Annotated in this window: 21 protein-coding genes; 13 read left to right on the top strand and 8 right to left on the bottom strand. The window is 54.2% G+C overall.

The features are described 5' to 3' along the window. Positions 1-79: 79 nt before the first annotated feature. Genes FCL49_RS12735 through hisP form a run of 3 tightly spaced genes read left to right on the top strand, consistent with a single transcriptional unit; the run spans position 80 to position 2,259 of the window. The gene (locus FCL49_RS12735; protein ID WP_174353872.1) at positions 80-766 is read left to right on the top strand and encodes a histidine ABC transporter permease HisQ; all 687 of its coding nucleotides are present in this window, start codon (positions 80-82) and stop codon (positions 764-766) included. Beyond that, a complete protein-coding gene (locus FCL49_RS12730) occupies positions 763-1,467 on the top strand; it encodes an ABC transporter permease (protein ID WP_012146038.1) in 705 nt (234 codons plus the stop codon). The genes FCL49_RS12735 and FCL49_RS12730 overlap by 4 nt, the downstream gene beginning before the upstream one ends. Before the next feature lie 18 nt (positions 1,468-1,485). Next, positions 1,486-2,259 (top strand): histidine ABC transporter ATP-binding protein HisP, encoded by a 774-nt coding sequence (hisP, locus tag FCL49_RS12725; RefSeq protein ID WP_012146037.1) that lies wholly within the window; start codon positions 1,486-1,488, stop codon positions 2,257-2,259. A gap of 40 nt (positions 2,260-2,299) precedes the next feature. Here hisP and FCL49_RS12720 read toward each other — a convergent pair whose 3' ends face one another. The 3 genes from FCL49_RS12720 to yfcG all read right to left on the bottom strand — a co-directional run bounded on the left by FCL49_RS12720 (position 2,300) and on the right by yfcG (position 4,347). Continuing rightward, on the bottom strand, positions 2,300-3,214 hold the full coding sequence (locus FCL49_RS12720; protein ID WP_174353871.1) for a TIGR01777 family oxidoreductase: 915 nt from the start codon (positions 3,212-3,214) through the stop codon (positions 2,300-2,302). Between the two features lie 27 nt (positions 3,215-3,241). Beyond that, complete coding sequence (folX, locus tag FCL49_RS12715; protein WP_012146035.1) at positions 3,242-3,613, bottom strand: dihydroneopterin triphosphate 2'-epimerase; 372 nt, start codon at positions 3,611-3,613, stop codon at positions 3,242-3,244. Positions 3,614-3,717: 104 nt separating this feature from the next. Further along, entirely contained in the window at positions 3,718-4,347 is a 630-nt protein-coding gene (yfcG, locus tag FCL49_RS12710; RefSeq protein ID WP_012146034.1) for a GSH-dependent disulfide bond oxidoreductase, read from the bottom strand. 247 nt (positions 4,348-4,594) lie between these two features. Here yfcG and yfcE point away from each other — a divergent pair, with 247 nt between their 5' ends. Together yfcE and yfcD are read left to right on the top strand one after the other, a co-directional pair. Then, the gene (yfcE, locus tag FCL49_RS12705; RefSeq protein WP_174353870.1) at positions 4,595-5,146 is read left to right on the top strand and encodes a phosphodiesterase; all 552 of its coding nucleotides are present in this window, start codon (positions 4,595-4,597) and stop codon (positions 5,144-5,146) included. Between the two features lie 90 nt (positions 5,147-5,236). Continuing rightward, a complete protein-coding gene (yfcD, locus tag FCL49_RS12700; protein ID WP_012146032.1) occupies positions 5,237-5,794 on the top strand; it encodes an NUDIX hydrolase YfcD in 558 nt (185 codons plus the stop codon). A 90-nt stretch (positions 5,795-5,884) separates the two neighbouring features. On the opposite strand, the gene FCL49_RS12695 is transcribed toward yfcD, so the two are convergent. From FCL49_RS12695 to ackA, 3 genes are all read right to left on the bottom strand, one after another. Next, a complete protein-coding gene (locus FCL49_RS12695) occupies positions 5,885-6,403 on the bottom strand; it encodes a hypothetical protein (protein WP_174353869.1) in 519 nt (172 codons plus the stop codon). A gap of 364 nt (positions 6,404-6,767) precedes the next feature. Continuing rightward, complete coding sequence (pta, locus tag FCL49_RS12690) at positions 6,768-8,921, bottom strand: phosphate acetyltransferase (protein ID WP_174353868.1); 2,154 nt, start codon at positions 8,919-8,921, stop codon at positions 6,768-6,770. A gap of 74 nt (positions 8,922-8,995) precedes the next feature. Further along, positions 8,996-10,198: an acetate kinase gene (ackA, locus tag FCL49_RS12685; RefSeq protein ID WP_129936559.1), complete on the bottom strand. Its 1,203-nt coding sequence runs from the start codon at positions 10,196-10,198 to the stop codon at positions 8,996-8,998. A gap of 354 nt (positions 10,199-10,552) precedes the next feature. On the opposite strand from ackA, the gene yfbV reads away from it, so the two are divergent. The 4 genes from yfbV (at position 10,553) to FCL49_RS12665 (ending at position 14,254) form a co-directional block, all read left to right on the top strand. Then, positions 10,553-11,008 (top strand): terminus macrodomain insulation protein YfbV, encoded by a 456-nt coding sequence (yfbV, locus tag FCL49_RS12680; protein WP_017893496.1) that lies wholly within the window; start codon positions 10,553-10,555, stop codon positions 11,006-11,008. Positions 11,009-11,155: 147 nt separating this feature from the next. Then, entirely contained in the window at positions 11,156-11,650 is a 495-nt protein-coding gene (locus tag FCL49_RS12675) for a YfbU family protein (protein WP_153859661.1), read from the top strand. Positions 11,651-11,666: 16 nt separating this feature from the next. After that, positions 11,667-12,323 carry a sugar phosphatase gene (locus FCL49_RS12670; RefSeq protein WP_174353867.1) on the top strand — a complete coding sequence of 219 codons (657 nt, stop codon included), beginning with the start codon at positions 11,667-11,669 and terminating at the stop codon, positions 12,321-12,323. A 98-nt stretch (positions 12,324-12,421) separates the two neighbouring features. Continuing rightward, a complete protein-coding gene (locus FCL49_RS12665) occupies positions 12,422-14,254 on the top strand; it encodes an SLC13 family permease (protein WP_174353866.1) in 1,833 nt (610 codons plus the stop codon). 30 nt (positions 14,255-14,284) lie between these two features. On the opposite strand, the gene yfbR is transcribed toward FCL49_RS12665, so the two are convergent. Continuing rightward, entirely contained in the window at positions 14,285-14,884 is a 600-nt protein-coding gene (gene yfbR, locus FCL49_RS12660; RefSeq protein ID WP_017893493.1) for a 5'-deoxynucleotidase, read from the bottom strand. Between the two features lie 124 nt (positions 14,885-15,008). Continuing rightward, positions 15,009-16,223: a pyridoxal phosphate-dependent aminotransferase gene (locus FCL49_RS12655; RefSeq protein ID WP_135317343.1), complete on the bottom strand. Its 1,215-nt coding sequence runs from the start codon at positions 16,221-16,223 to the stop codon at positions 15,009-15,011. A gap of 864 nt (positions 16,224-17,087) precedes the next feature. Here FCL49_RS12655 and lrhA point away from each other — a divergent pair. From lrhA to nuoC, 4 genes are all read left to right on the top strand, one after another. Continuing rightward, positions 17,088-18,023 carry a transcriptional regulator LrhA gene (gene lrhA / locus FCL49_RS12650; protein WP_174353865.1) on the top strand — a complete coding sequence of 312 codons (936 nt, stop codon included), beginning with the start codon at positions 17,088-17,090 and terminating at the stop codon, positions 18,021-18,023. Between the two features lie 711 nt (positions 18,024-18,734). Next, positions 18,735-19,175: an NADH-quinone oxidoreductase subunit A gene (locus FCL49_RS12645; protein ID WP_012146022.1), complete on the top strand. Its 441-nt coding sequence runs from the start codon at positions 18,735-18,737 to the stop codon at positions 19,173-19,175. A 23-nt stretch (positions 19,176-19,198) separates the two neighbouring features. Continuing rightward, positions 19,199-19,873: a NuoB/complex I 20 kDa subunit family protein gene (locus tag FCL49_RS12640; RefSeq protein ID WP_012146021.1), complete on the top strand. Its 675-nt coding sequence runs from the start codon at positions 19,199-19,201 to the stop codon at positions 19,871-19,873. Positions 19,874-19,968: 95 nt separating this feature from the next. Beyond that, positions 19,969-21,765 carry an NADH-quinone oxidoreductase subunit C/D gene (nuoC, locus tag FCL49_RS12635; RefSeq protein WP_012146020.1) on the top strand — a complete coding sequence of 599 codons (1,797 nt, stop codon included), beginning with the start codon at positions 19,969-19,971 and terminating at the stop codon, positions 21,763-21,765.

Genomic DNA, 21,765 nt, shown 5'->3' with positions numbered 1-21,765 from the left:
ATACCGTTCCATGCTGTGACTTCGGGGCTGGCCTGCCGGCCCCGATGGTTCGGGATCCAATGACGACAGGGTGAAGTAAATGCTGCAAGGCTATTCCCAATTGATATTAGAGGGGGCTCTGGTGACGCTGGAGCTGGCCCTCAGTTCCGTACTGCTGGCGCTGGTTATCGGTTTGATCGGTGCCGGCGGCAAGCTCTCCCAAAATCGCCTGCTTTCTACCGTGTTTGGCGCTTATACCACGCTGATCCGTGGCGTACCCGATCTGGTGCTGATGCTGCTGATTTTCTACGGCCTGCAAATTGCGCTCAACCACCTCACCGAACTGCTTGGCTTCTCGCAAATCGATATTGATCCGCTCAGTGCGGGGATTATCACCCTCGGATTTATTTACGGCGCCTATTTCACTGAAACCTTTCGCGGTGCCTATATGGCGGTGTCGAAAGGGCAGATCGAAGCGGCAACCGCCTACGGCTTCACCGGTTCACAAATTTTCCGCCGCATTCTGTTCCCGGCGATGATGCGTTTTGCCCTGCCGGGCATTGGCAACAACTGGCAGGTGATCCTGAAGGCCACGGCGCTGGTGTCTATTCTGGGCCTCAATGACGTGGTGAAAGCCACTCAATTGGCCGGTAAAGGCACTTATCAGCCATTCTTCTTTGCGATCGTGGCCGGTGTGGTTTATCTGGTTTTCACTACCGTTTCCAATGGTGTGCTGCTGTGGCTTGAACGGCGTTATTCCCTGGGCGTCCGGAGGGCTGAGCTATGATCGAAATTTTACAACAGTACTGGCAATCGCTGCTGTGGAGCGACGGCTACCGTTTCACCGGGGTTGCCGTCACCCTGTGGCTGCTGATTTCCTCGGTGGTGATGGGCGGTTTGCTGGCGATCCCGATGGCGGTGGCACGCGTTTCCTCCATCACCTGGGTGCGTTTCCCGGTCTGGCTCTACACCTATATATTCCGTGGTACACCACTGTACGTGCAGTTGCTGGTGTTTTACTCCGGTATGTACAGCCTGGAAATCGTGCGTGGGACGGACTTCCTCAACGCCTTCTTCCGCAGCGGGCTCAATTGCACCATTTTGGCGCTAACGCTGAACACCTGTGCCTACACCACCGAGATCTTCGCCGGGGCGATCCGCTCGGTGTCGCACGGTGAAATCGAAGCGGCCAATGCTTACGGTTTCTCACGCTTCAAAATGTACCGCTGTATCATTTTGCCTTCAGCGCTGCGTACCGCTCTGCCGGCCTACAGTAATGAAGTGATCCTGATGCTGCACTCGACCGCGCTGGCGTTTACCGCCACCGTGCCGGACCTGCTGAAGATAGCGCGAGATATCAATGCGGCGACCTACCAGCCGTTCTATGCCTTTGGCATTGCCGCGGTGCTGTATCTGATCATCTCTTACGGGTTAATCAGCCTGTTCCGCAAGGCGGAAAAGCGCTGGATGGCACACGTTAATCACTGATAATGACGGGAACCTACTATGTCTGAGAATAAATTAGCCGTCACCGAACTGCATAAACGCTATGGCGAACACGAAGTGCTGAAAGGCGTCTCGCTGGCGGCCAACGCAGGGGATGTGATTAGCATCATCGGGTCTTCCGGCTCCGGTAAAAGTACCTTTTTGCGCTGCATTAACTTCCTGGAGAAGCCAAGTGAGGGCGCCATCAGTCTGAACAATGAAGATATCCGCATGGTGCGTGACAAGGACGGCCAGCTGAAGGTCTTCGATAAGAAACAGCTGCAGCTGCTGCGCACTCGCCTGACCATGGTGTTCCAGCATTTTAACCTGTGGAGCCACATGACGGTGCTGGAGAACGTGATGGAGGCACCGGTGCAGGTATTGGGGCTGAGCAAGACCGAAGCGCGTGAGCGCGCGATCCGTTACCTGGACAAGGTGGGGATCGACGAGCGTGCCCGTGGCAAATACCCGGTGCACCTGTCCGGTGGCCAGCAACAGCGTGTGTCTATCGCACGGGCGTTGGCGATGGAGCCAGAGGTTTTACTCTTCGATGAACCGACTTCGGCACTGGATCCTGAACTGGTGGGCGAAGTACTGCGCATCATGCAGAAGCTGGCGGAGGAAGGTAAAACCATGGTGGTGGTGACGCACGAAATGGAGTTTGCACGCCACGTTTCCAGCCACGTGATTTTCCTGCACAAAGGGCTGATCGAAGAGCAGGGGCCACCGGCTGAGCTGTTCGGCAATCCGAAAAGCCCTCGTCTGCAGCAGTTCCTTTCCGGCGCGTTAAAATAGCGGATTTTGGGGCCAGATCTTTCTGGCCCCAAAAGGCTCTTCAGCGGGCCTGATCCCGCTGATTAATCACATCATCCAATGCCTGTTCCAACTCCAAAAAGCGAAAGCTAAAACCGGCTTCTTCCAGCCTTTTCGGTACTGCCCGTTGTCCACCCAGCACCAATACCGCCGCTTCACCCATCAATAAACGCAGGACAAAGGCCGGCACGCGTAAAAACGCAGGTCGGTCGAGCACGTTGGCGAGTTGAGCGGCGAACTGTTCGTTGTGAACCGGGTAGGGGGCCACCATATTAAATGGCCCTTGCAGAGTTTGGTGATCCAGTAAATAGACGATGCCATCAACCATGTCTTCCAGGTGGATCCACGGCAGATATTGGCGGCCGTCGCCTATGGGGCCGCCCAGCCCAAGGCGGAACGGCGGTAACATTTTCGCCAACGCGCCGCCTTTGGCCGCCAGCACCACGCCGGTACGGAGCAGACAGACACGGGTGGCCTGGCTTTGCGCTTGCAGCGCCAGAGACTCCCAGCGTTGACACAGCTGATGGGTGAATTCGTCGTGTGGGGCTTCGTCTTCGGTGACCACCGCCTGGCCCTGATCGCCATAGTAGCCAATCGCCGAACCGGAAATCAGTACGCCGGGCGGTGTGCTGCCGGCGTTAATCAGCTTGGCCAACTGCTCGGTCAGATACCAGCGGCTGTGGCACAGGCGTTCTTTCTGCGCTTTGCTCCAGCGCTTGTCGGCGATAGGCTCACCGGCCAGGTTGATGACGGCGTCAAAACCGTCCAGTGAGGACTGGTCCTGCAGCGTTGACCAATAGCTGACCTGCTCGCCAAAGCGCTCCCGTGCGCGCGGCACGTTGCGGCTCAGCACCGTAATTTGATGAGAAAGGCCCAGCAGCCGTTGTGTCAGGCTGCTCCCTATCAATCCTGTGGCGCCGGTGATCAGGATCCGCATGGTCGATTCTCCCTGAAACGGTGGTTTTCAGGCCCGGCGATAGCTCATGGTCATCGAAACCGAATCGGCGTAGCGCAGGGCCAATAGTTTATCTATCTCCACTTCAGCATAGGTTACCCAGGCGTGTTGTTTCACGATATCGAGCACATCCTGAGTTAATTTTTCCAGCAGGGCGAAGCGGTTATCTTCCACGTGACGAATGATGGCCTTGGTGATGGTGCGGTAGTTGAGCGCGTCGTCGATGTTTTCGCTGTCGCGCGCCTTATCCGCCGGGTAGTGGATCACCACGTTAATCAGGATGTCCTGACGGTTGTTGATTTCTTCTTCCTTGATACCGATGAATGTACGCAACCGCAGATTTTTTATACGAATAATGGCGTCGGGTTGACTGAATGACATCAGAGAATCTCCACAGGTCTGATTATTGGTGCTCAGAATACACGGAAAGTAGGGAAATGATAACGAGCCGGGGGAAACTCCCCGGAGGCCGGGGAGCCGGAAAATTAACCCTGCTCAGCCAGCTTGTAGGCACGCTCGGTTGCCGGGCGGTTGCTGATGCGTTCGAACCAGTTGCGTACCGCCGGATAATCCGCCAGATCGATGCGCTGACGTGGGTGTGATACTACCCAGGGATAGGTGGCGATGTCGGCAATGCTGTAGTTGTCACCGCCCAGATAAGGGTGCTTTTGCAGCTCGGCTTCCAGCACCGCATACAGACGTTTGGTTTCCAGGTGATAACGCTCGATGGCGTAGGGCACCGGCTGCGGCGCGTAGTGGTTGAAGTGGTGGTTTTGCCCCAGCATCGGCCCAAAGCCCGCCACCTGCCAGAACAGCCACTGTAGCGTGGCTGCACGCTCGCGTAGCCCTTTGCTCAGCAGCTTGCCGGTTTTCTCCGCCAGATACAGCAGAATTTCGCCGGATTCGAACAGGCTGATTGGCGCACCGCCATCGACCGGCTGCTGGTCGACGATGGCCGGAATTTTGTTGTTGGGTGAAATGCTCAGAAAATCCGGCTTGAACTGATCGCCGGCGCTGATATTTACGCGGTGGATACGGTAGGGTAAGCCAACCTCCTCCAGAAACAGGGTAATTTTGTGACCATTGGGAGTAGGCGCGTAATACAGGTCAATCATGTTGCCTCCTGCGGTAAGGTGATCTGTAAGCCATTACACGTTGTTGCGGTCTTCGCCGCGCACAAAGGTATATCAGAGATCTTTGTATAGGGTACCAACAATAGCAGCTAAGAATAGCAGGCTATGTGAGATTCGTCTGATGCTATCGCCACAAGATGCATCACAATTTTCTGCAGGCACATCTGCGGGTTGCTGTGCAGCAATGGCGCGCTAAAATAGGGCTTATTTGCTTATCAGGGACAAGGCTATGAAACTGATATTTGCCTCGGATATACATGGTTCGCTTCCCGCTACCGAAAGCCTGTTGGAGCGTTTTGAACAAAGCGGTGCCGATTGGCTGATCCTGCTGGGTGATTTGCTGAATCATGGGCCGCGCAATGCACTGCCGGCGGGCTATCAGCCGGCGCAGGTTGCCGAACAATTGAATCGCTATAGCGACAAGATCATCGCCGTTCGCGGCAACTGCGACAGTGAAGTCGATCAGATGCTACTGTCTTTCCCTATCACTGCGTCTTGGCAGCAGGTGCTATTACAAAAAAGACGATTGTTTTTAACCCACGGTCACCTTTATCATCCCTCGGCACTGCCGCCGTTATCTGTCGGTGATGTGCTGGTCTATGGACACAGCCATTTGCCGCAGGCGGAACGGCAGGGGGATATTTACTGCTTTAATCCAGGCTCGGTCAGCATTCCGAAAGGGGGCTTTCCTGCCAGCTATGGCATACTGGAGGACGGCGTTTTAAGTGTGGTCACTTTGCTCGGCGGCAAGGCTGTTGCAGAGGTGGCATTAACGCACTAATTTATACACACACAATAAAAATCTTTGAAAAACACTCATTGATTAACCAGTGCGCGGGATGCATCGCGCCAAAATAGAAGGTTTTAGAGGATGGCGGAACAGGATCAGGCTGCAGATACCGAGTGGGTTGATATCGTCAACGAGCAAAACGAAGTGATTGCTCAATCCAGTCGCCAACAGATGCGTGCCCAACGGCTGCGTCATCGTGCTACCTATATTGTGGTGCATGATGGAATGGGAAAAATTCTGGTGCAGCGTCGCACCGATATTAAAGATTTCTATCCTGGCTGGCTGGACGCCACTGCGGGTGGGGTGGTGCAGAGCGGGGAGAACGTACTGGACTCCGCCCGTCGCGAAGCGGAAGAGGAGCTTGGCATTGCCGGCGTGCCTTTCGCCGAACACGGTCTGTTCTACTTCGAAGAAGATCAGTGCCGGGTGTGGGGCGCATTGTTCAGTTGCGTATCGCACGGCCCGTTTGCCCTGCAGGAAGAAGAAGTGGTTGAGGTGAGCTGGCTGACGCCGGAAGAGATCACCGCCCGCTGTGACGAATTCACTCCCGATTCGTTAAAAGCGCTGTCGCTATGGCTGACACGCAATAACGAACAAGCCTATGGCAAACCGCTACGCGATAGCGATGAAAATGCCTGACGCGGTGTTACGCTAAAAATAATCAGCCGGTCAATGACCGGCTTTTTTATGCCCGGCATCGGCAGATGAGATGCCGATGCCGCTCCACGCTTAACGAGGTGAATATGTGTGCCGGTTGTTGTATTCGGTATTTGGGGTGACAACGCCAAAGAACGCGCTATGCACCCACATTTTGCAGTTATTGCAACAGGGCGCAATTCTTCCGTCCCCGTTGAATGCAACACAGTAGTAATGGCGCGGATGCAAGTTTCGGGCATACAGTTCAAGCCACACATGCGCCTCGGCACAGGCGCTGAACGGCCTCGCTTCCACTTCCGTTTTTCCGCTCCACGGCAGTATCAGACGCTTGGTCTCTTTTTCGCGGGCCTGCAGCTGTTCAATGTAACGGTCAAATACGGAGGCGTCATGATTGATGCCCGCGCTATGGCCGACGAACCTGGTTAACCCTGACACATCACTTTTTCCCCTTGTGAGAGAAAAAGCCAGCGCCAGCATTCTGTTGGTTGTTGGGCCGAGTCGGTCGATCTTCCATAGGTAGGAATCGTAATTGATGGCATTGTTAATGAGAGTTTTAGCGATTTTTTCAACGGATTGCCCTGTGGATGCCATAGGGAATTAACCTTCAGAATATTTTATGAATGTTAATAGGATCTAGCACAAGATGGTGGGATTGGAATGGGATGGATTGATATTGGGATTATTCCTAGCCATAAGTGAGGAGGGGGCAGTATTTTAATTCTTTGATTATTCACTTGTTATGCTAGGGGAATGACAAGAATAAGCGTTTAGCCAATCTGCATTAACGTACAAGGAGCAGGATTGCTGGGCGCTGGTGGACCAGGATAACTAAGTGAAAATATTATTTTTTATTTTAAAAAGAAAAGCACCGCCGAGAGGTTCGTGCGGTGCTTTATAGCCTGTATCAATATTCGTTCTGGTTTAACCTATGAACGATATTAATCAATTCGACCGATCAGGCCTTGGCATCAGCCTGGGAAGACTGGATCGCCGTCAGCGCCACGGTGTAAACGATATCGTCTACCAGTGCGCCACGCGACAGGTCGTTCACCGGCTTGCGCATGCCTTGCAGCATTGGCCCGATGGACACCAGGTCAGCAGAACGCTGTACCGCTTTGTAAGTGGTGTTACCGGTGTTCAGATCCGGGAAGATGAACACGGTAGCCTGGCCTGCAACCGGCGAGTTAGGTGCCTTGGACTTGGCTACGTCAGCCATGATCGCGGCGTCATACTGCAACGGACCGTCGATGATCAGGTCAGGACGTTTTTCCTGCGCCAGACGGGTTGCTTCACGCACTTTCTCAACGTCGCTGCCCGCACCTGAGTTACCGGTGGAGTAGGAGATCATCGCTACGCGTGGTTCGATACCGAAGGCGGCGGCAGAGTCGGCTGACTGAATGGCGATCTCGGACAGCTGCTCGGCGGTTGGATCCGGGTTGATCGCACAGTCGCCGTACACCAGAACCTGGTCAGGCAGCAGCATGAAGAACACGGAAGATACCAGCGAGCTGCCCGGTGCGGTTTTGATCAACTGCAACGGTGGACGAATGGTGTTGGCGGTGGTGTGAACCGCGCCGGAAACCAGCCCGTCAACTTCGCCTTTCTCCAGCATCAGGGTGCCGAGAACCACGTTGTCTTCCAGTTGCTCGCGCGCAACCACTTCGGTCATGCCCTTGCTCTTGCGCAGCTCAACCAGACGCGGCACATACTGTTCGCGGACGGCGACCGGATCAACAATCTCGATGCCTTTGCCCAGTTCAACGCCCTGAGCGGCAGCAACGCGCTGGATCTCTTCCGGATTACCCAACAGCACGCATTCAGCGATACCACGTTCGGCACAGATAGCCGCCGCTTTCACGGTACGTGGTTCGTCGCCTTCAGGCAGTACGATGCGTTTGCCGGCTTTACGTGCCAGTTCGGTCAGTTCGTAACGGAACGCCGGTGGAGACAGACGACGTGAACGCTCGGAGGTGGCGGTCAGAGACTCGATCCACTCGGCGTTGATGTGGCTGGCCACGTAGTTCTGCACTTTCTCGATGCGCTGGTGGTCATCCGCCGGCACTTCGAGGTTAAAGCTTTGCAGGCTGAGCGAGGTCTGCCAGGTGTTAGTGTCGACCATAAATACCGGCAGGCCGGTCTGGAAGGCACGTTCACACAGCTTTCTGATAGGTTCGTCGATGGCGTAGCCACCGGTCAGCAGGATGGCGCCGATCTCTACGCCATTCATCGCTGCCAGACAGGCTGAAACCAGCACGTCAGGACGGTCTGCCGAAGTTACCAGCAGTGAGCCTGGACGGAAGTGTTCCAGCATGTGCGGGATGCTGCGCGCACAGAAGGTCACGGACTTCACGCGGCGGGTCATGATGTCGCCTTCATTGACCACAGAGGCCTTCAGGTGACGGGCCATGTCGATAGCGCGGGTGGCGATCAGATCGAAGCTCCACGGCACGCAGCCCAGCACTGGCAACGGGCTGTTGGCAAACAGTTGCGCCGGGTCAACGTTGGTCACGCTGGCCTTGGTGGAATCATCGAAGATCTCGGACAGATCAGGACGGGTGCGGCCCTGTTCGTCAACCGGAGCGTTCAGCTTATTGATGATCACGCCGGTGATGTTTTTGTTTTTGCTGCCGCCGAAGCTGCTGCGCGCCAGCTCGATGCGCTCTTTCAACTGTGCCGGGGAATCGTTGCCCAGCGCCAGTACGAAGACGATTTCTGCATTCAGCGTTTTGGCGATTTCATAGTTCAGCGCGTTGGCGAACTGATGCTTGCGGGTCGGCACCAGGCCTTCGATCAGCACCACTTCTGCGTCTTTGGTGTTCTCGTGGTAACGAGCCACGATTTCTTCCATCAGCACGTCTTGCTGGTTGGAGCCGAGCAGGCCCTCAACGTAGCTCATGCGCAGCGGTTCGGCTGCGGTAATGGTGGAGTTGCTGTTACGGATGATGGTGGTGGTCTGGTCGAGCGAGTCGCCGCCAGTACGTGGCTGTGCGATAGGTTTGAATACGCTCAGGCTAACGCCTTTTTGCTCCATGGAGCGAATGACACCCAGGCTGACGCTGGTCAGGCCGACGCTGGTGCCAGTGGGGATCAACATAATAGTACGTGACACAGAATAGTCCTCTTCACGATTTAACATGAGGCTAAAACAGCACCGTCAGCCTGGGCTGACGGTGTCGGAGAGCGTTACGCGGTCAGACGGGATGCGTCTTGCGCGATGACCAACTCTTCGTTGGTCGGGATAACCAGCGCCAGGCGGCTACCGTCTTTGGTGATGGCACCGGATTTACCGAAGCGAGCCGCCATGTTGCGATCGTGGTCAACTTCGAAGCCCAGCAGACCCAGTTTGTTCAGGGTCAGCTCACGCACCATACCGGCGTTTTCACCGATACCACCGGTGAAGACAACCGCGTCCAGACGGCCGTCCATCAGTGCACTGTAGGCACCGATGTATTTGGCCAGGCGGTGGCAGAATACGTCCATCGCACGCTTGGCGTCGGCTTTGCTTTCGTAGTTGTCTTCAACATAACGGCAGTCGCTGGTGACTTCGGTCAGGCCCAGCAGGCCAGACTCTTTGGTCAGCATTTTGTTGATTTGATCAACGCTCATGCCCAGGGAGTCGTGCAGGTGGAAGATGATGGCCGGATCGATGTCACCGCTGCGGGTGCCCATGACCAGACCTTCCAGTGGGGTCAGACCCATGGAGGTGTCAACGCATTTGCCGTTGCGCACTGCGGTAACGGAACCGCCGTTGCCCAGATGGCAGGTGATCAGGTTGACTTCTTCAACCGGCTTGTTCAGTGCCTTGGCTGCTTCCTGAGTTACGTAGAAGTGGCTGGTGCCGTGTGCGCCATAGCGACGAACGCTGTGGTCGCGGTACAGGCTGTACGGCAGGGCGTACAGGTAGGATTCTTCCGGCATGGTCTGGTGGAATGCGGTGTCGAACACGGCAACGTTTTTATCAGCCAGTTTAGGGAAGGATTTCAATGCCTCAGCGATACCGATCAGGTGTGCCGGGTTATGCAGTGGTGCAAATGGCACCGAATCTTTGATACCCTGCAGAACTTCGTCGTTGATCACGGCAGAAGCGGTAAACTTCTCGCCGCCGTGCACAATGCGGTGACCGATAGCGGTCAACTGGGCAGAAAGCTCAGGTTTTTGTGCCAGAATAGTATTAACAATGTAGTTCAGTGCTTCGCTGTGCGCAGCGCCGGCACCCAGAGCCGCTTCGTGTTTGGCGCCGTCCATCTTCCATTTGAGGCGAGCCTCAGGCAGGTGGAAACATTCGGCCAGGCCGGAGAGGTGTTCTTCACCGTTGACAGCATCGATGATAGCGAACTTCAGGGAAGAACTGCCGCAGTTCAGGACCAGTACTAGCTTACTCGACATGGAAGTACCTACTTAAATAGTTCGTGTTGTTAAAGGAAAGACCAAAACACGTGGTGAATTAATCGTCAATCAGACAACAAGCGTAGCGCATAATGCCGTTGACATTTATGATTAACATCATGTGAATTGAACAAAGCACATGACGATGAAAAAACCGATGATTTCTCTGCGGTTTAAATAATCTTGATTTTTATAGGGCTAAAAGTTGACAGAATTCTTGTCATCTTCTACCGGCCAAAAGGCCGGCTTAGGATACCGATAGCCTGAGGCAAACACAAAATAAATTTAAAGCTTCAACTTTTTTAGTATTGTGTTGGCTGTGTCCATATTTTCTTTGTGACGTTGAGGTACGCGATGACGAGCAAACCGTCCGGTTCCGTTAGCTGGTTTCAGGTCTTCCAGCGCGGGCAGCATTATATGAAAACCTGGCCGTCAGACAAACGTCTGGCTCCGGTCTTTCCGGAGAATCGCGTTGCGAGTGCCACCCGTTTTGCCGTCCGCTTTATGCCGCCGCTGGCGGTGTTTACCCTGACCTGGCAGATAGCCATGGGCGGCCAGTTAGGCCCGGCGATCGCCACCGCACTGTTTGCCTGCAGCATGCCGATGCAGGGGTTGTGGTGGTTGGGCCGTCGCTCGGTCACCCCGTTGCCGCCAACGCTGCTGCAATGGTTCCACGAAGTGCGTAACAAGCTGACCGAAGCCGGGCAGGCGGTCGCGCCGGTAGAAGGCACACCGACCTATCAGGCGTTGGCGGATCTGCTGAAACGCGCCTTCAAGCAGTTGGATAAAACCTTCCTGGATGACCTGTAACCTCAAAAATGGCCGCATTGATTGCGGCCTTGTTACCCGTTCCGGCCAATAACCCCGGTCTAAATCAAAGAACCGGCGAGTTGTGATTTCCTGCGATATTGCGCTGTGCGATGCTTCCGCCATAAGTAATTTATCGAGGAAATTATGATGGAAATGACCCACGCCCAACGGCTGATCCTGTCGAACCAATACAAGATGATGACCCTGCTGGATCCGGATAACGCCGAGCGTTATCGCCGTCTGCAAACTATTATCGAACGCGGTTTTGGTCTGCAAATGCGCGAACTGGATCGCGACTTTGGCGAAATGAGCGAAGACGTGTGCCGCACCATTATCAACGTGATGGAAATGCACCATGCGCTGCAGGTTTCCTGGGACAACCTGAAAGAAAAACAGGGAATTGAGGCACGCCGCCTGGCGTTTCTCGGCTTTGATGCCGCGACTGAAGCGCGTCATCTGAGCTACGTGCGTTTCCTGGTGACCACGGAAGGGCGCTATACTCATTTCGATTCCGGCAGCCACGGCTTTAATGCCCAAACCAAAATGTGGGAAAAGTACCAGCGGATGCTGGCTATCTGGCTGTCATGCCCACGCCAGTATCATCTGAGCGCCGTAGAGATAGCGCAAATTATCAATGCCTGATTAAAAGAGGTTTCCTGTGGAGTGTAAGGGTTTTCTGTTCGATCTTGATGGGACGTTGGTTGATTCACTGCCGGCGGTAGAGCGCGCCTGGATTAACTGGGCCAAACGCCGCGGCATTAATCCGCAGGACGTACTGGATTTTATTCACGGTAAACAGGCCATTACCTCGTTGCGTCACTTTATGCCGGGTGAAAGTGAGGCAGCCATTCAGCAGGAATTTCTGCTGTTGGAGCAGGTGGAAGCGCAGGACACCGATGGTGTTACGGCATTACCGGGGGCTGCTGCCTTGCTCGATTGTCTCAATCGCCTCGATATCCCATGGGCGATCGTTACCTCAGGGTCAGTCCCGGTTGCCAGCGCCCGCCGTAACGCCGGTGGTTTGCCGCAGCCGGAGGTTTTCATTACCGCCGAGCAGGTGAAGCATGGCAAGCCGCAGCCGGACGCGTATTTGCTGGGCGCCGAGCGTCTGGGGCTGGCACCACAGGATTGTGTGGTGGTGGAGGACGCCGCCGCAGGTATTCTTTCCGGGCTGGCCGCGGGCTGTCAGGTGATTGCGGTCAACGCACCGGCCGATGCCCCCAAGCTGGATCAGGTCGATCTGTTACTGTCGTCGCTTGAACAGATTGCGGTAAGTAAAACGGAGCAGGGCGCGACGATTAGCCTGGTGGCATAACGGCCCTATCTTCACCCTAATTGATTAGACCCCGCATCGGCGGGGTTTTTTTATGCTAATTTTTAAGCCCTTGGATATCTCTGTCGGATGAGGCCGTTTTGAACAGCGAATTACTGTGGGTGCTGAGTTTACTGTTGATTGCCATCGTGCTGTTCACCACCAACAAACTGCGTATGGACGTAGTGGCGCTGCTGGTGATCATCGCCTTTGTGCTGAGCGGCACGCTGACCCTGCCGGAGGCCACGGTGGGCTTCAGCGATCCCAACGTGATCCTGATCGCCGCGCTGTTCGTGATTGGTGAAGGGTTGGTGCGCACCGGCGTGGCTTACCAGGTGGGTGACTGGCTGGTGAAGGTGGCCGGCAGCAGCGAAACCAGAATGCTGATGTTGCTGATGGTCACCGTGGCCGGCCTGGGGGCTTTTATGAGTTCGACCGGCGTGGTGGCGATCTTTATTCCGGTGGTGCTCAGCGTGGCGGCGCGGATGAAAATCCCCCCCGGCAGGCTGATGATGCCGCTGAGTTTTGCCGGTTTAATTAGCGGCATGATGACGCTGGTGGCGACGCCACCGAACATGGTGGTGAACAGTGAACTGGTGCGCGAGGGCATTGGCGGTTTTGGTTTTTTTGCCGTGACGCCGGTCGGCCTAGCGGTACTGGTGCTGGGCGTGGGTTATATGCTGGTGGCCCGGCGTTGGCTGGGCAATGAAGACGGTGATAAAACGCGTGAAACCTGGCAGCGCCGTACCTTCCGCGATCTGATCCGCGACTATAAGCTGACCGGTCGAGCCCGTCGACTGGCACTGCGCAGTGGCTCGCCGCTGGTCGGTCATTCGCTGGATGAGTTGCACCTGCGTGCCCGTTACGGCGCCAACGTGGTGGGGATTGAACGCTGGAAGCGCTTCCGGCGGGTGATGGTCAGCGCGTCCGGCAGCACCGAACTGCGCGAAGGGGACGTGCTGCTGCTCGACATGTCGGACAGCCAGGTCGATTTGCGCGAGTTCTGCAGCGAGCAGCAGCTGGAGCCGATGGTTCTGCGCGGCGATTATTTCTCTGAGCAGTCGCGCAACGTCGGCATGGCGGAGGTATCGCTGATCCCCGATTCAACGTTGTTGGGCCAAAGCCTGCGCGGATCCACTTTCCGTAGCCGTTATGATTTGAACGTGGTCGGTATTCGCCGCAATGGCGAAACCCTGGCAGGCAAGCTGGTGGATGAGTCCCTGGCGTTGGGCGATATTCTGTTGGTGATCGGTGACTGGAAGGCGATCCGCCAGTTGCAGGCGAAAACCCATGATTTTATCGTGCTCAATCTGCCGGCCGAAGTTGACGAAGTGGCACCGGCCATCACCCAGGCGCCGCACGCCTTGTTCTGCCTGGCACTGATGGTGGCGATGATGCTGACCGATGAAATCCCCAACCCGATCGCCGCGCTGATTGCCTGCCTGCTGATGGGCAAGTTCCGCTGCATTGACATGGAAAGCGCCTACAAATCGATTCACTGGCCGAGCATCATCTTGATTGTCGGCATGATGCCGTTTGCTCAGGCGTTGCAAAAAACCGGTGGGGTAGATTTGATCGTGCGCGGGTTAATGGACGTCGCCGGTGATGCCGGACCGCGGGTGATGCTGGTGTGCCTGTTTGCGCTGTGCGCCACTATTGGCCTGTTTATCTCCAATACCGCCACTGCCGTACTGATGGCACCGATCGCCATTGCCGCTGCGCGTGAAATGGGCGTTTCGCCGTATCCCTTCGCCATGATTATTGCCATTGCCGCTTCGGCTGCGTTTATGACGCCGGTTTCTTCGCCGGTGAACACGCTGGTGCTGGGGCCTGGGAATTATAAGTTCGGGGATTTCGTGCGTATCGGCGTGCCGTTCACGCTGTTGGTGATGTTGGTCAGCGTGATTATTGTGCCCTGGCTATATGCATTTTGATTAACGGCGCAGCGTGCTGCGCCATGAAAATTACAGGGAAGAGTCCAGGCTGATTTCATCCAGCGACAGGCTGAAGCTGGGGATAAACACCTTCATGAAATAATCCATCTCCGGACTGCTGCGTTGTTGCAGGGTTTTTTCCAGTCGCGCTTTCGCCAGTTTGAATTCGTTATTGCCGGCGGACAACTCTTCCAGACATTTCAGGTAGGCGCACAGCGCATCGGCCTGTTTCACCACCAACTTTTCGTCTTCGGTGTAATAGTGTTCGTCTAGGATCGAGCGGAAATCGTTACGCAATTCTTCCGGGATCATATCCAGCAGTTTCTGTTGGGCGATCTTTTCGATCTTCTTGTACTCGTGGGCGATCTGCGGATTGTAGTACTTGATTGGCGTCGGCATGTCGCCGGTAATCACTTCGCTGGCATCGTGGTACATCGCCAGCAGGGCGACGCGATCGGCGCTCAGGTTGCCATTGAACTTGCGGTTTTTGATCACCGCCAGCGCATGGGCAACGAATGCCACTTGCAGGCTGTGCTCGGAAACGTTCTCGGTGCGGACATTGCGCATCAGCGGCCAGCGATTAATCAGTTTCAAGCGGGACAGATGGGCAAAAAAGTGGCTCTGGCTCATGGTGCTCTCTTTTACAACGGCAAGTGAGGGTTCCATTGTGAGCAGTGATGGCGGGTTATGCAACTCGGGCCGTGCGGTTAAAGTTGGGTTGAGGAGTGGGGGCAGCAGGCTGCCCCCACTGAAATTACTGACGATAGCCCTCCAGGAAACGACCCAGTTTGCCCACCGCCATTTCCAGTTCATCCACCCGCGGCAGCGTCACGATGCGCACGTGGTCCGGGTACGGCCAGTTGAAGGCGCTGCCCTGCACCAGCAGCACTTTTTCCTGCAGCAGCAGATCCAGCACCAATTTCTGGTCATCGTGAATATTAAAGCGTTTGGCATCGATGCGCGGGAACATATACAGCGCACCCTGAGGCTTCACGCAGGAAACGCCCGGGATCTGATTCAACAACTCCCAGGTGCGGTTGCGCTGTTCATACAGACGGCCGCCGGGTTGAATAAATTCGTTGATACTCTGGTAACCACCCAGCGCCGTTTGGATCGCGTGCTGCATCGGCACGTTGGCGCACAGGCGCATCGACGCCAGCATTTCCAGCCCTTCGATATAGCCCTTGGCGTGCTTCTTCGGCCCGTTCAGTACCATCCACCCCTGACGGAAACCGGCTACGCGGTAAGTTTTGGACAGCCCGTTGAAGGTGACGGTCAGCAGATCCGGCGCCAGCGCAGCGATCGAATGGTGTTCGGCTTCGTCATACAGGATCTTGTCGTAGATCTCATCGGAGAAGATGATCAGGTTGTGCTGACGGGCGATCTCAACAATCTGCTCCAGCAGCTCTTTGCTATAGACCGCGCCGGTCGGGTTGTTCGGGTTGATGATCACAATGCCACGGGTGCGTGGGGTGATCTTGCTGATGATATCATCCAGATCCGGGAACCAGCCGGCCTCTTCATCACACAGGTAGTGCACGGCTTTGCCGCCGGACAGCGAAACCGCCGCGGTCCACAGCGGGTAATCCGGGGCCGGCACCAGCATTTCGTCGCCGCTGTTGAGCAGCGCCTGCATGGATTGCACGATCAGCTCGGAAACCCCATTACCGATGTAGATATCCTCAACGGTCACGTCACGTATGTTGCGCGCCTGGTAGTGCTGCATGATCGCTTTACGTGCCGAGAAGAGCCCTTTGGAGTCGGAATAGCCTTGCGCCGTGGGCAGATTGCGGATCACGTCGACCAGGATTTCGTCAGGGGCGTCAAAACCAAACGGGGCAGGGTTACCGATGTTCAGTTTGAGGACTTTGTTACCTTCTTCTTCAAGACGTTTAGCTTCTTTGAGCACCGGGCCGCGAATGTCATAACAGACGTTGTCCAGTTTGCTGGATTTCTCAATGGGGGACATAGAAAGTTGAGCCTTTTGCTGGGATGGGGGCGTTCCTACCGTGGAACACCGCAACCTGCCCAATGTACTCCTGGCGCTGACGCTTTTGAAGGGTTGTGCACGCCTTTGGTGCAAACGAAGGGCTCAGAGGAAGATTTCAGGGATGATAAACAAGGTTAAAGCATTTTATTGGTGTTTAATTCTTTAATTTATTTTATTTGAAGTTTTTAAATCTGATTTGATAACTGTGTGCAGAGGTATAAAGGTCCAGATGATCAATGCTGTGGTAACAAAAGGGGCTTTACTGTTAAGCCACAGAGGGGATTTAACGGAGCTAAAATGTAAAGAAATGATAATGCCAGAGTCGTCTGATGGCCGTTTGCCCACCGGTGAACCAAACTCAGTCATAAGAAAATTCACATTAGCACTATTTTAGTTTCTCTGTTAAGCCACGTTTAAGTAGTTATTCCCTAGTTATTCACGGGATAAATGTTACTGATTGAATTTATTAAAATCATTAAAAAATGTACCGGCTGTTACAAGAGAAACCTCTTACTCTTTCACGTATAGGAATACGCCCAAGCCAGTCTGGCTGCGGAGGTTGTGCAGCACAATTGGTGTGGTAATCCTGCTATCTGAGTGAGTAAAATATTTTGTTCGGTAAAAATGAAACACTTACACCACTTATAACGTCAGGCGTTGTATAAGCATTCCCGATAGATCACATTTTAAAAGGCGATAGAGGTAACGAAATAAAAGTAATTTTTTTGCCCTCCACTAATGAGTGGGGTACTGTCATGTCTGGCATCGTCCCTTTTAAACGATGTCTTAGAAACACACCAGGGTAGTTTGTAAATATAGAATTTAAAAAGTGAAGAAAACACTATGACAACTGCAAATCGTCCGATACTCAATCTCGACCTCGATCTGCTAAGAACCTTTGTAGCTGTTGCTGATTTGAATACTTTTGCGGCGGCGGCAGTCGCCGTTTGTCGTACTCAATCAGCCGTCAGCCAACAAATGCAGCGGTTAGAGCAACTGGTTGGCAAAGAGTTGTTTGCCCGTCATGGGCGCAACAAATTATTGACCGAACACGGTATTCAGCTTCTCGGCTACGCCAGGAAAATCCTGCGCTTCAACGACGAAGCCTGTACTTCTCTGATGTACAACAATATTAAAGGTGTTCTGACTATTGGCGCTTCTGATGATACCGCCGATACCATCCTGCCTTTCCTGCTTAACCGCGTCACTTCGGTGTACCCAAAACTGGCGATTGATGTTCGGGTGAAACCCAGCTCGTTCATGATCGACATGCTGGAAAGCGGTGAAGTCGATCTGGCGATTACCACTATGGCTACCGCAGATCGCCCGCACATTGTGCTGCGTACTTCGCCAACCCTGTGGTATTGCGCGGCGGATTACCATTTCCAGGCCGGTGAACCGATCCCGTTGGTGGTGATGGACGAACCCAGTCCGTTCCGCTCGATGGCGATCAAGCATCTGGATGAAGCCGGGATCCCATGGCGGATTGCTTATGTGGCTTCGACGTTGTCCGCCGTCCGTGCCGCCTGCAAGGCCGGATTGGGCATCACCGTTCGGCCGATTGAAATGATGAGCCCGGACCTGCGGGTGCTCGGTGCAATGGAAGGGCTACCGGCACTGCCAGATACTCAATATAGCCTGTGCCAGGATACCCAGTGCGGCAATGAGCTGGCGATGGCGATTTTCAGCACCATGCAGAACGGCAACGACAACTACAGCTTCAGCGGGCCGAGTACCTCGCTGGAAGATGACACCTGTTTGGTTGACGATGAGGAATAACGCCCAAAAGCGTTAAACCGGGTAATAAAACCTCTGCTTCGGCGGAGGTTTTTTTTGCCCTGAATCTGATGAAAGTTAAACTTATGAGTGTTTCGACTAACTTTTAAATCGAAATCGTTATTTGTTTGGTTTAAAGATGGTTGATGAGAACGGTTATCAGACAAAAAATAGTCTTTCGATCATTTTTTGAACGAATAATTATAAAGGTAAAGGCCTGGAATCAATATGGTTATTTTGGTAGTTTGTGGCGGGCCGATTTGACCGGCGAGATTGACAAAAATTATTAAAGGGCCACACTTTTTTTGAGGGTTTATGCTGAAAACGTGTCCTGGATCAAAAAAATACCCCTAGGTAGTGAGTGGAAGAACAGGAGATTCCTGAGACAATGGTATAGTAAAACTGAAATGAGCATGTTGGTTTATATCTATCTGTTTCTACACATCAATTAACTGACACGATTTAGCCTAAGCCGGTCGCATCAAATGTTAATTAAATGATGAGTATGTAAACTAGTGTGTAGATACTTTTGTCAAAGTTGACAAAAGGTTATAGAAAGGAGTAAAAAGCCCACAGTAAAACGCTGGCTAACTTGCTGTAATAGCAGTTTGTTTGTGTGGTTTATTTATCCTTCCCTTAAATCGATGTGGTGCACTAACTGCCAGAAACAAGAGCAGAGCGATCGACGCCACTTTTGATGAGTAAGCATAGAGTATGTCAACAACCACTGAAGTTATCGCTCATCACTGGGCGTTCGCCGTATTTTTTGTCGTGGCAATCGGGCTTTGCTGTTTAATGCTTATGGGTGCGTTCTTCCTGGGTGGGAGAGCCCGTGCGCGCGCCAAACATACCCCGTTTGAATCAGGCATCGACTCGGTCGGTACGGCGCGCATGCGTCTGTCCGCCAAGTTCTACCTGGTCGCCATGTTCTTCGTTATTTTCGATGTTGAAGCCTTGTACCTGTACGCCTGGTCGGTCTCCATACGTGAGAGCGGGTGGGTAGGCTTTATCGAAGCCGCCATTTTCATTTTGGTGTTATTGGCTGGGCTGGTTTATCTGGTGCGTATTGGCGCATTGGATTGGACTCCGGTGCGCTCCCGGCGCCAGAGCAAGCCAGGCACAATCAAAAACGCCACTAACAGTCACCCGCAGTAGTCGGTTAAAAACGAGGCATTAAGATGGACTATACGCTCACCCGCATAGACCCGAACGGTGAGAACGACCGTTACCCCCTGCAAAAACAGGAGGTCGTCGCCGATCCCCTGGATCAACAGGTTCACCGCACGGTTTACATGGGTAAACTCGAACATGCATTGCATGACATGGTGAACTGGGGGCGTAAAAACTCTATTTGGCCGTATAACTTCGGTCTTTCGTGCTGCTACGTGGAGATGGTGACTTCGTTTACCGCCGTTCACGACGTGGCCCGTTTTGGCGCTGAAGTTCTGCGTGCATCGCCACGTCAGGCTGACCTGATGGTGGTGGCCGGTACCTGCTTCACCAAAATGGCCCCGGTTATTCAACGTCTGTACGAACAGATGCTGGAGCCAAAATGGGTGATTTCCATGGGGGCCTGCGCCAACTCCGGCGGCATGTACGATATTTATTCCGTGGTACAGGGCGTGGACAAGTTCCTGCCGGTCGACGTGTACATTCCTGGCTGTCCACCGCGTCCGGAAGCTTACATGCAGGCACTGATGCTGTTGCAGGAATCTATTGGCAAAGAACGTCGCCCTCTGTCCTGGGTTGTCGGCGATCAGGGTGTTTACCGTGCCAACATGCAGTCTGAAAGAGAGCGTAAACACGGCGAGCGTATCGCAGTGACCAATCTTCGGACGCCTGACGAGATTTAAGACGTTCATTTAACGTCCATCTTAGTGCGCTATTGGTTAACACAGCGAAAAGTGAACTTGCGGCGAAATAACCCTTCAGTGTGGTGAAAAAAATTATGACAGATTCAACGACGCACGACGCATTGCCGGCCTGGCAAACCAGAGATCACCTTGACGACCCGGTGATTGGCGAACTGCGCAACCGTTTTGGGCCGGAAGCCTTTACTGTTCAGCCCACCCGTACCGGAATGCCCGTGGTATGGGTCAAACCTGACCAGTTACTGGAAGTAATGACGTTTTTGAGAAAACAGCCGAAGCCTTACGTCATGCTGTTCGATCTGCATGGCGTGGACGAGCGTCTTCGCACCCACCGCGACGGTTTACCGGCCGCGGATTTTTCTGTTTTCTATCATCTGATTTCTATCGAACGCAACCGCGACATCATGCTGAAAGTGGCGCTGTCTGAAAAAGACCTGCACGTGCCCACAGCGACCAAGGTTTTCCCGAATGCCAACTGGTATGAGCGTGAAACCTGGGAAATGTTCGGTATTACCTTCGACGGCCACCCGCACCTGTCGCGCATCATGATGCCGCAAACCTGGGAAGGCCACCCGCTGCGCAAAGACTACCCGGCGCGCGCCACCGAGTTCGATCCCTTTGTGTTGACCAAACAGAAAGAAGATCTGGAAATGGAAGCGCTGACCTTCAAACCTGAAGACTGGGGCATGAAGCGCGGCACCGAGAACGAGGACTTCATGTTCCTTAACCTCGGCCCGAACCACCCGTCTGCGCACGGTGCATTCCGTATCATTCTGCAGTTGGATGGCGAAGAGATTGTCGACTGCGTACCGGATATAGGTTACCACCACCGTGGCGCCGAGAAGATGGGCGAGCGTCAGTCCTGGCACAGCTACATTCCGTACACCGACCGTATCGAGTACCTCGGCGGCTGCGTGAACGAAATGCCTTACGTGCTGGCGGTTGAGAAACTGGCCGGTATCAAGGTGCCGGATCGCGTTGATACTATCCGCGTGATGCTGTCCGAACTGTTCCGTATCAACAGCCACCTGCTGTACATCAGTACGTTCATTCAGGACGTCGGCGCGATGACCCCGGTGTTCTTCGCCTTTACCGACCGTCAGAAAATCTACGATTTGGTTGAAGCGATCACCGGCTTCCGTATGCACCCGGCCTGGTTCCGTATTGGCGGTGTCGCACACGACCTGCCGCGCGGTTGGGATCGCTTGCTGCGCGAGTTCCTTGAGTGGATGCCAAAACGTCTGGATTCCTACGTCAAGGCCGCACTGAAGAACAGCATTCTGAAAGGCCGTTCCGTCGGCGTGGCATCCTACAATGCTAAAGAAGCGTTGGAGTGGGGCGTCACTGGCGCGGGTCTGCGTGCTACCGGTATCGAATTCGATGTGCGCAAATGGCGTCCGTATTCCGGCTATGAGAATTTCGATTTCGAAGTTCCGGTTGGTGACGGCAACAGCGACTGCTACACCCGCGTGATGCTGAAAGTGGAAGAGCTGCGTCAGAGCCTGCGCATTCTCGAACAGTGCCTGAACAACATGCCGGAAGGCCCGTTCAAGGCCGATCACCCGCTGACCACGCCGCCGCCGAAAGAGCGCACGCTGCAGCACATTGAAACGCTGATCACCCACTTCCTGCAGGTTTCCTGGGGCCCGGTGATGCCAGCCAACGAATCATTCCAGATGATTGAAGCCACTAAAGGGATCAACAGCTACTACCTGACCAGCGACGGCAGCACCATGAGCTACCGCACCCGGGTACGTACGCCAAGCTTTGCGCACCTGCAGCAAATCCCAGCGGTAATCCGTGGCAGCCTGGTCTCCGACCTGATCGTCTATCTGGGTAGTATCGATTTTGTAATGTCAGATGTGGACCGCTAA

The sequence above is a fragment of the Serratia proteamaculans genome (assembly GCF_013337185.1).
Classification (GTDB): domain Bacteria; phylum Pseudomonadota; class Gammaproteobacteria; order Enterobacterales; family Enterobacteriaceae; genus Serratia; species Serratia proteamaculans_D.
Note: the sequence above shows the minus strand (reverse complement) of the source record. Positions and strands in the feature narration are given on the sequence as shown.

Coding starts and splice junctions, on each gene's coding strand:
- FCL49_RS12735 (WP_174353872.1), top strand. CDS start 80: ATGCTGCAAGGCTATTCCCAATTGATATTAGAGGGGGCTCTGGTGACG.
- FCL49_RS12730 (WP_012146038.1), top strand. CDS start 763: ATGATCGAAATTTTACAACAGTACTGGCAATCGCTGCTGTGGAGCGAC.
- hisP (WP_012146037.1), top strand. CDS start 1,486: ATGTCTGAGAATAAATTAGCCGTCACCGAACTGCATAAACGCTATGGC.
- FCL49_RS12720 (WP_174353871.1), bottom strand. CDS start 3,214: ATGCGGATCCTGATCACCGGCGCCACAGGATTGATAGGGAGCAGCCTG.
- folX (WP_012146035.1), bottom strand. CDS start 3,613: ATGTCATTCAGTCAACCCGACGCCATTATTCGTATAAAAAATCTGCGG.
- yfcG (WP_012146034.1), bottom strand. CDS start 4,347: ATGATTGACCTGTATTACGCGCCTACTCCCAATGGTCACAAAATTACC.
- yfcE (WP_174353870.1), top strand. CDS start 4,595: ATGAAACTGATATTTGCCTCGGATATACATGGTTCGCTTCCCGCTACC.
- yfcD (WP_012146032.1), top strand. CDS start 5,237: ATGGCGGAACAGGATCAGGCTGCAGATACCGAGTGGGTTGATATCGTC.
- FCL49_RS12695 (WP_174353869.1), bottom strand. CDS start 6,403: ATGGCATCCACAGGGCAATCCGTTGAAAAAATCGCTAAAACTCTCATT.
- ackA (WP_129936559.1), bottom strand. CDS start 10,198: ATGTCGAGTAAGCTAGTACTGGTCCTGAACTGCGGCAGTTCTTCCCTG.
- yfbV (WP_017893496.1), top strand. CDS start 10,553: ATGACGAGCAAACCGTCCGGTTCCGTTAGCTGGTTTCAGGTCTTCCAG.
- FCL49_RS12675 (WP_153859661.1), top strand. CDS start 11,156: ATGGAAATGACCCACGCCCAACGGCTGATCCTGTCGAACCAATACAAG.
- yfbR (WP_017893493.1), bottom strand. CDS start 14,884: ATGAGCCAGAGCCACTTTTTTGCCCATCTGTCCCGCTTGAAACTGATT.
- FCL49_RS12655 (WP_135317343.1), bottom strand. CDS start 16,223: ATGTCCCCCATTGAGAAATCCAGCAAACTGGACAACGTCTGTTATGAC.
- lrhA (WP_174353865.1), top strand. CDS start 17,088: ATGACAACTGCAAATCGTCCGATACTCAATCTCGACCTCGATCTGCTA.
- FCL49_RS12645 (WP_012146022.1), top strand. CDS start 18,735: ATGTCAACAACCACTGAAGTTATCGCTCATCACTGGGCGTTCGCCGTA.
- FCL49_RS12640 (WP_012146021.1), top strand. CDS start 19,199: ATGGACTATACGCTCACCCGCATAGACCCGAACGGTGAGAACGACCGT.
- nuoC (WP_012146020.1), top strand. CDS start 19,969: ATGACAGATTCAACGACGCACGACGCATTGCCGGCCTGGCAAACCAGA.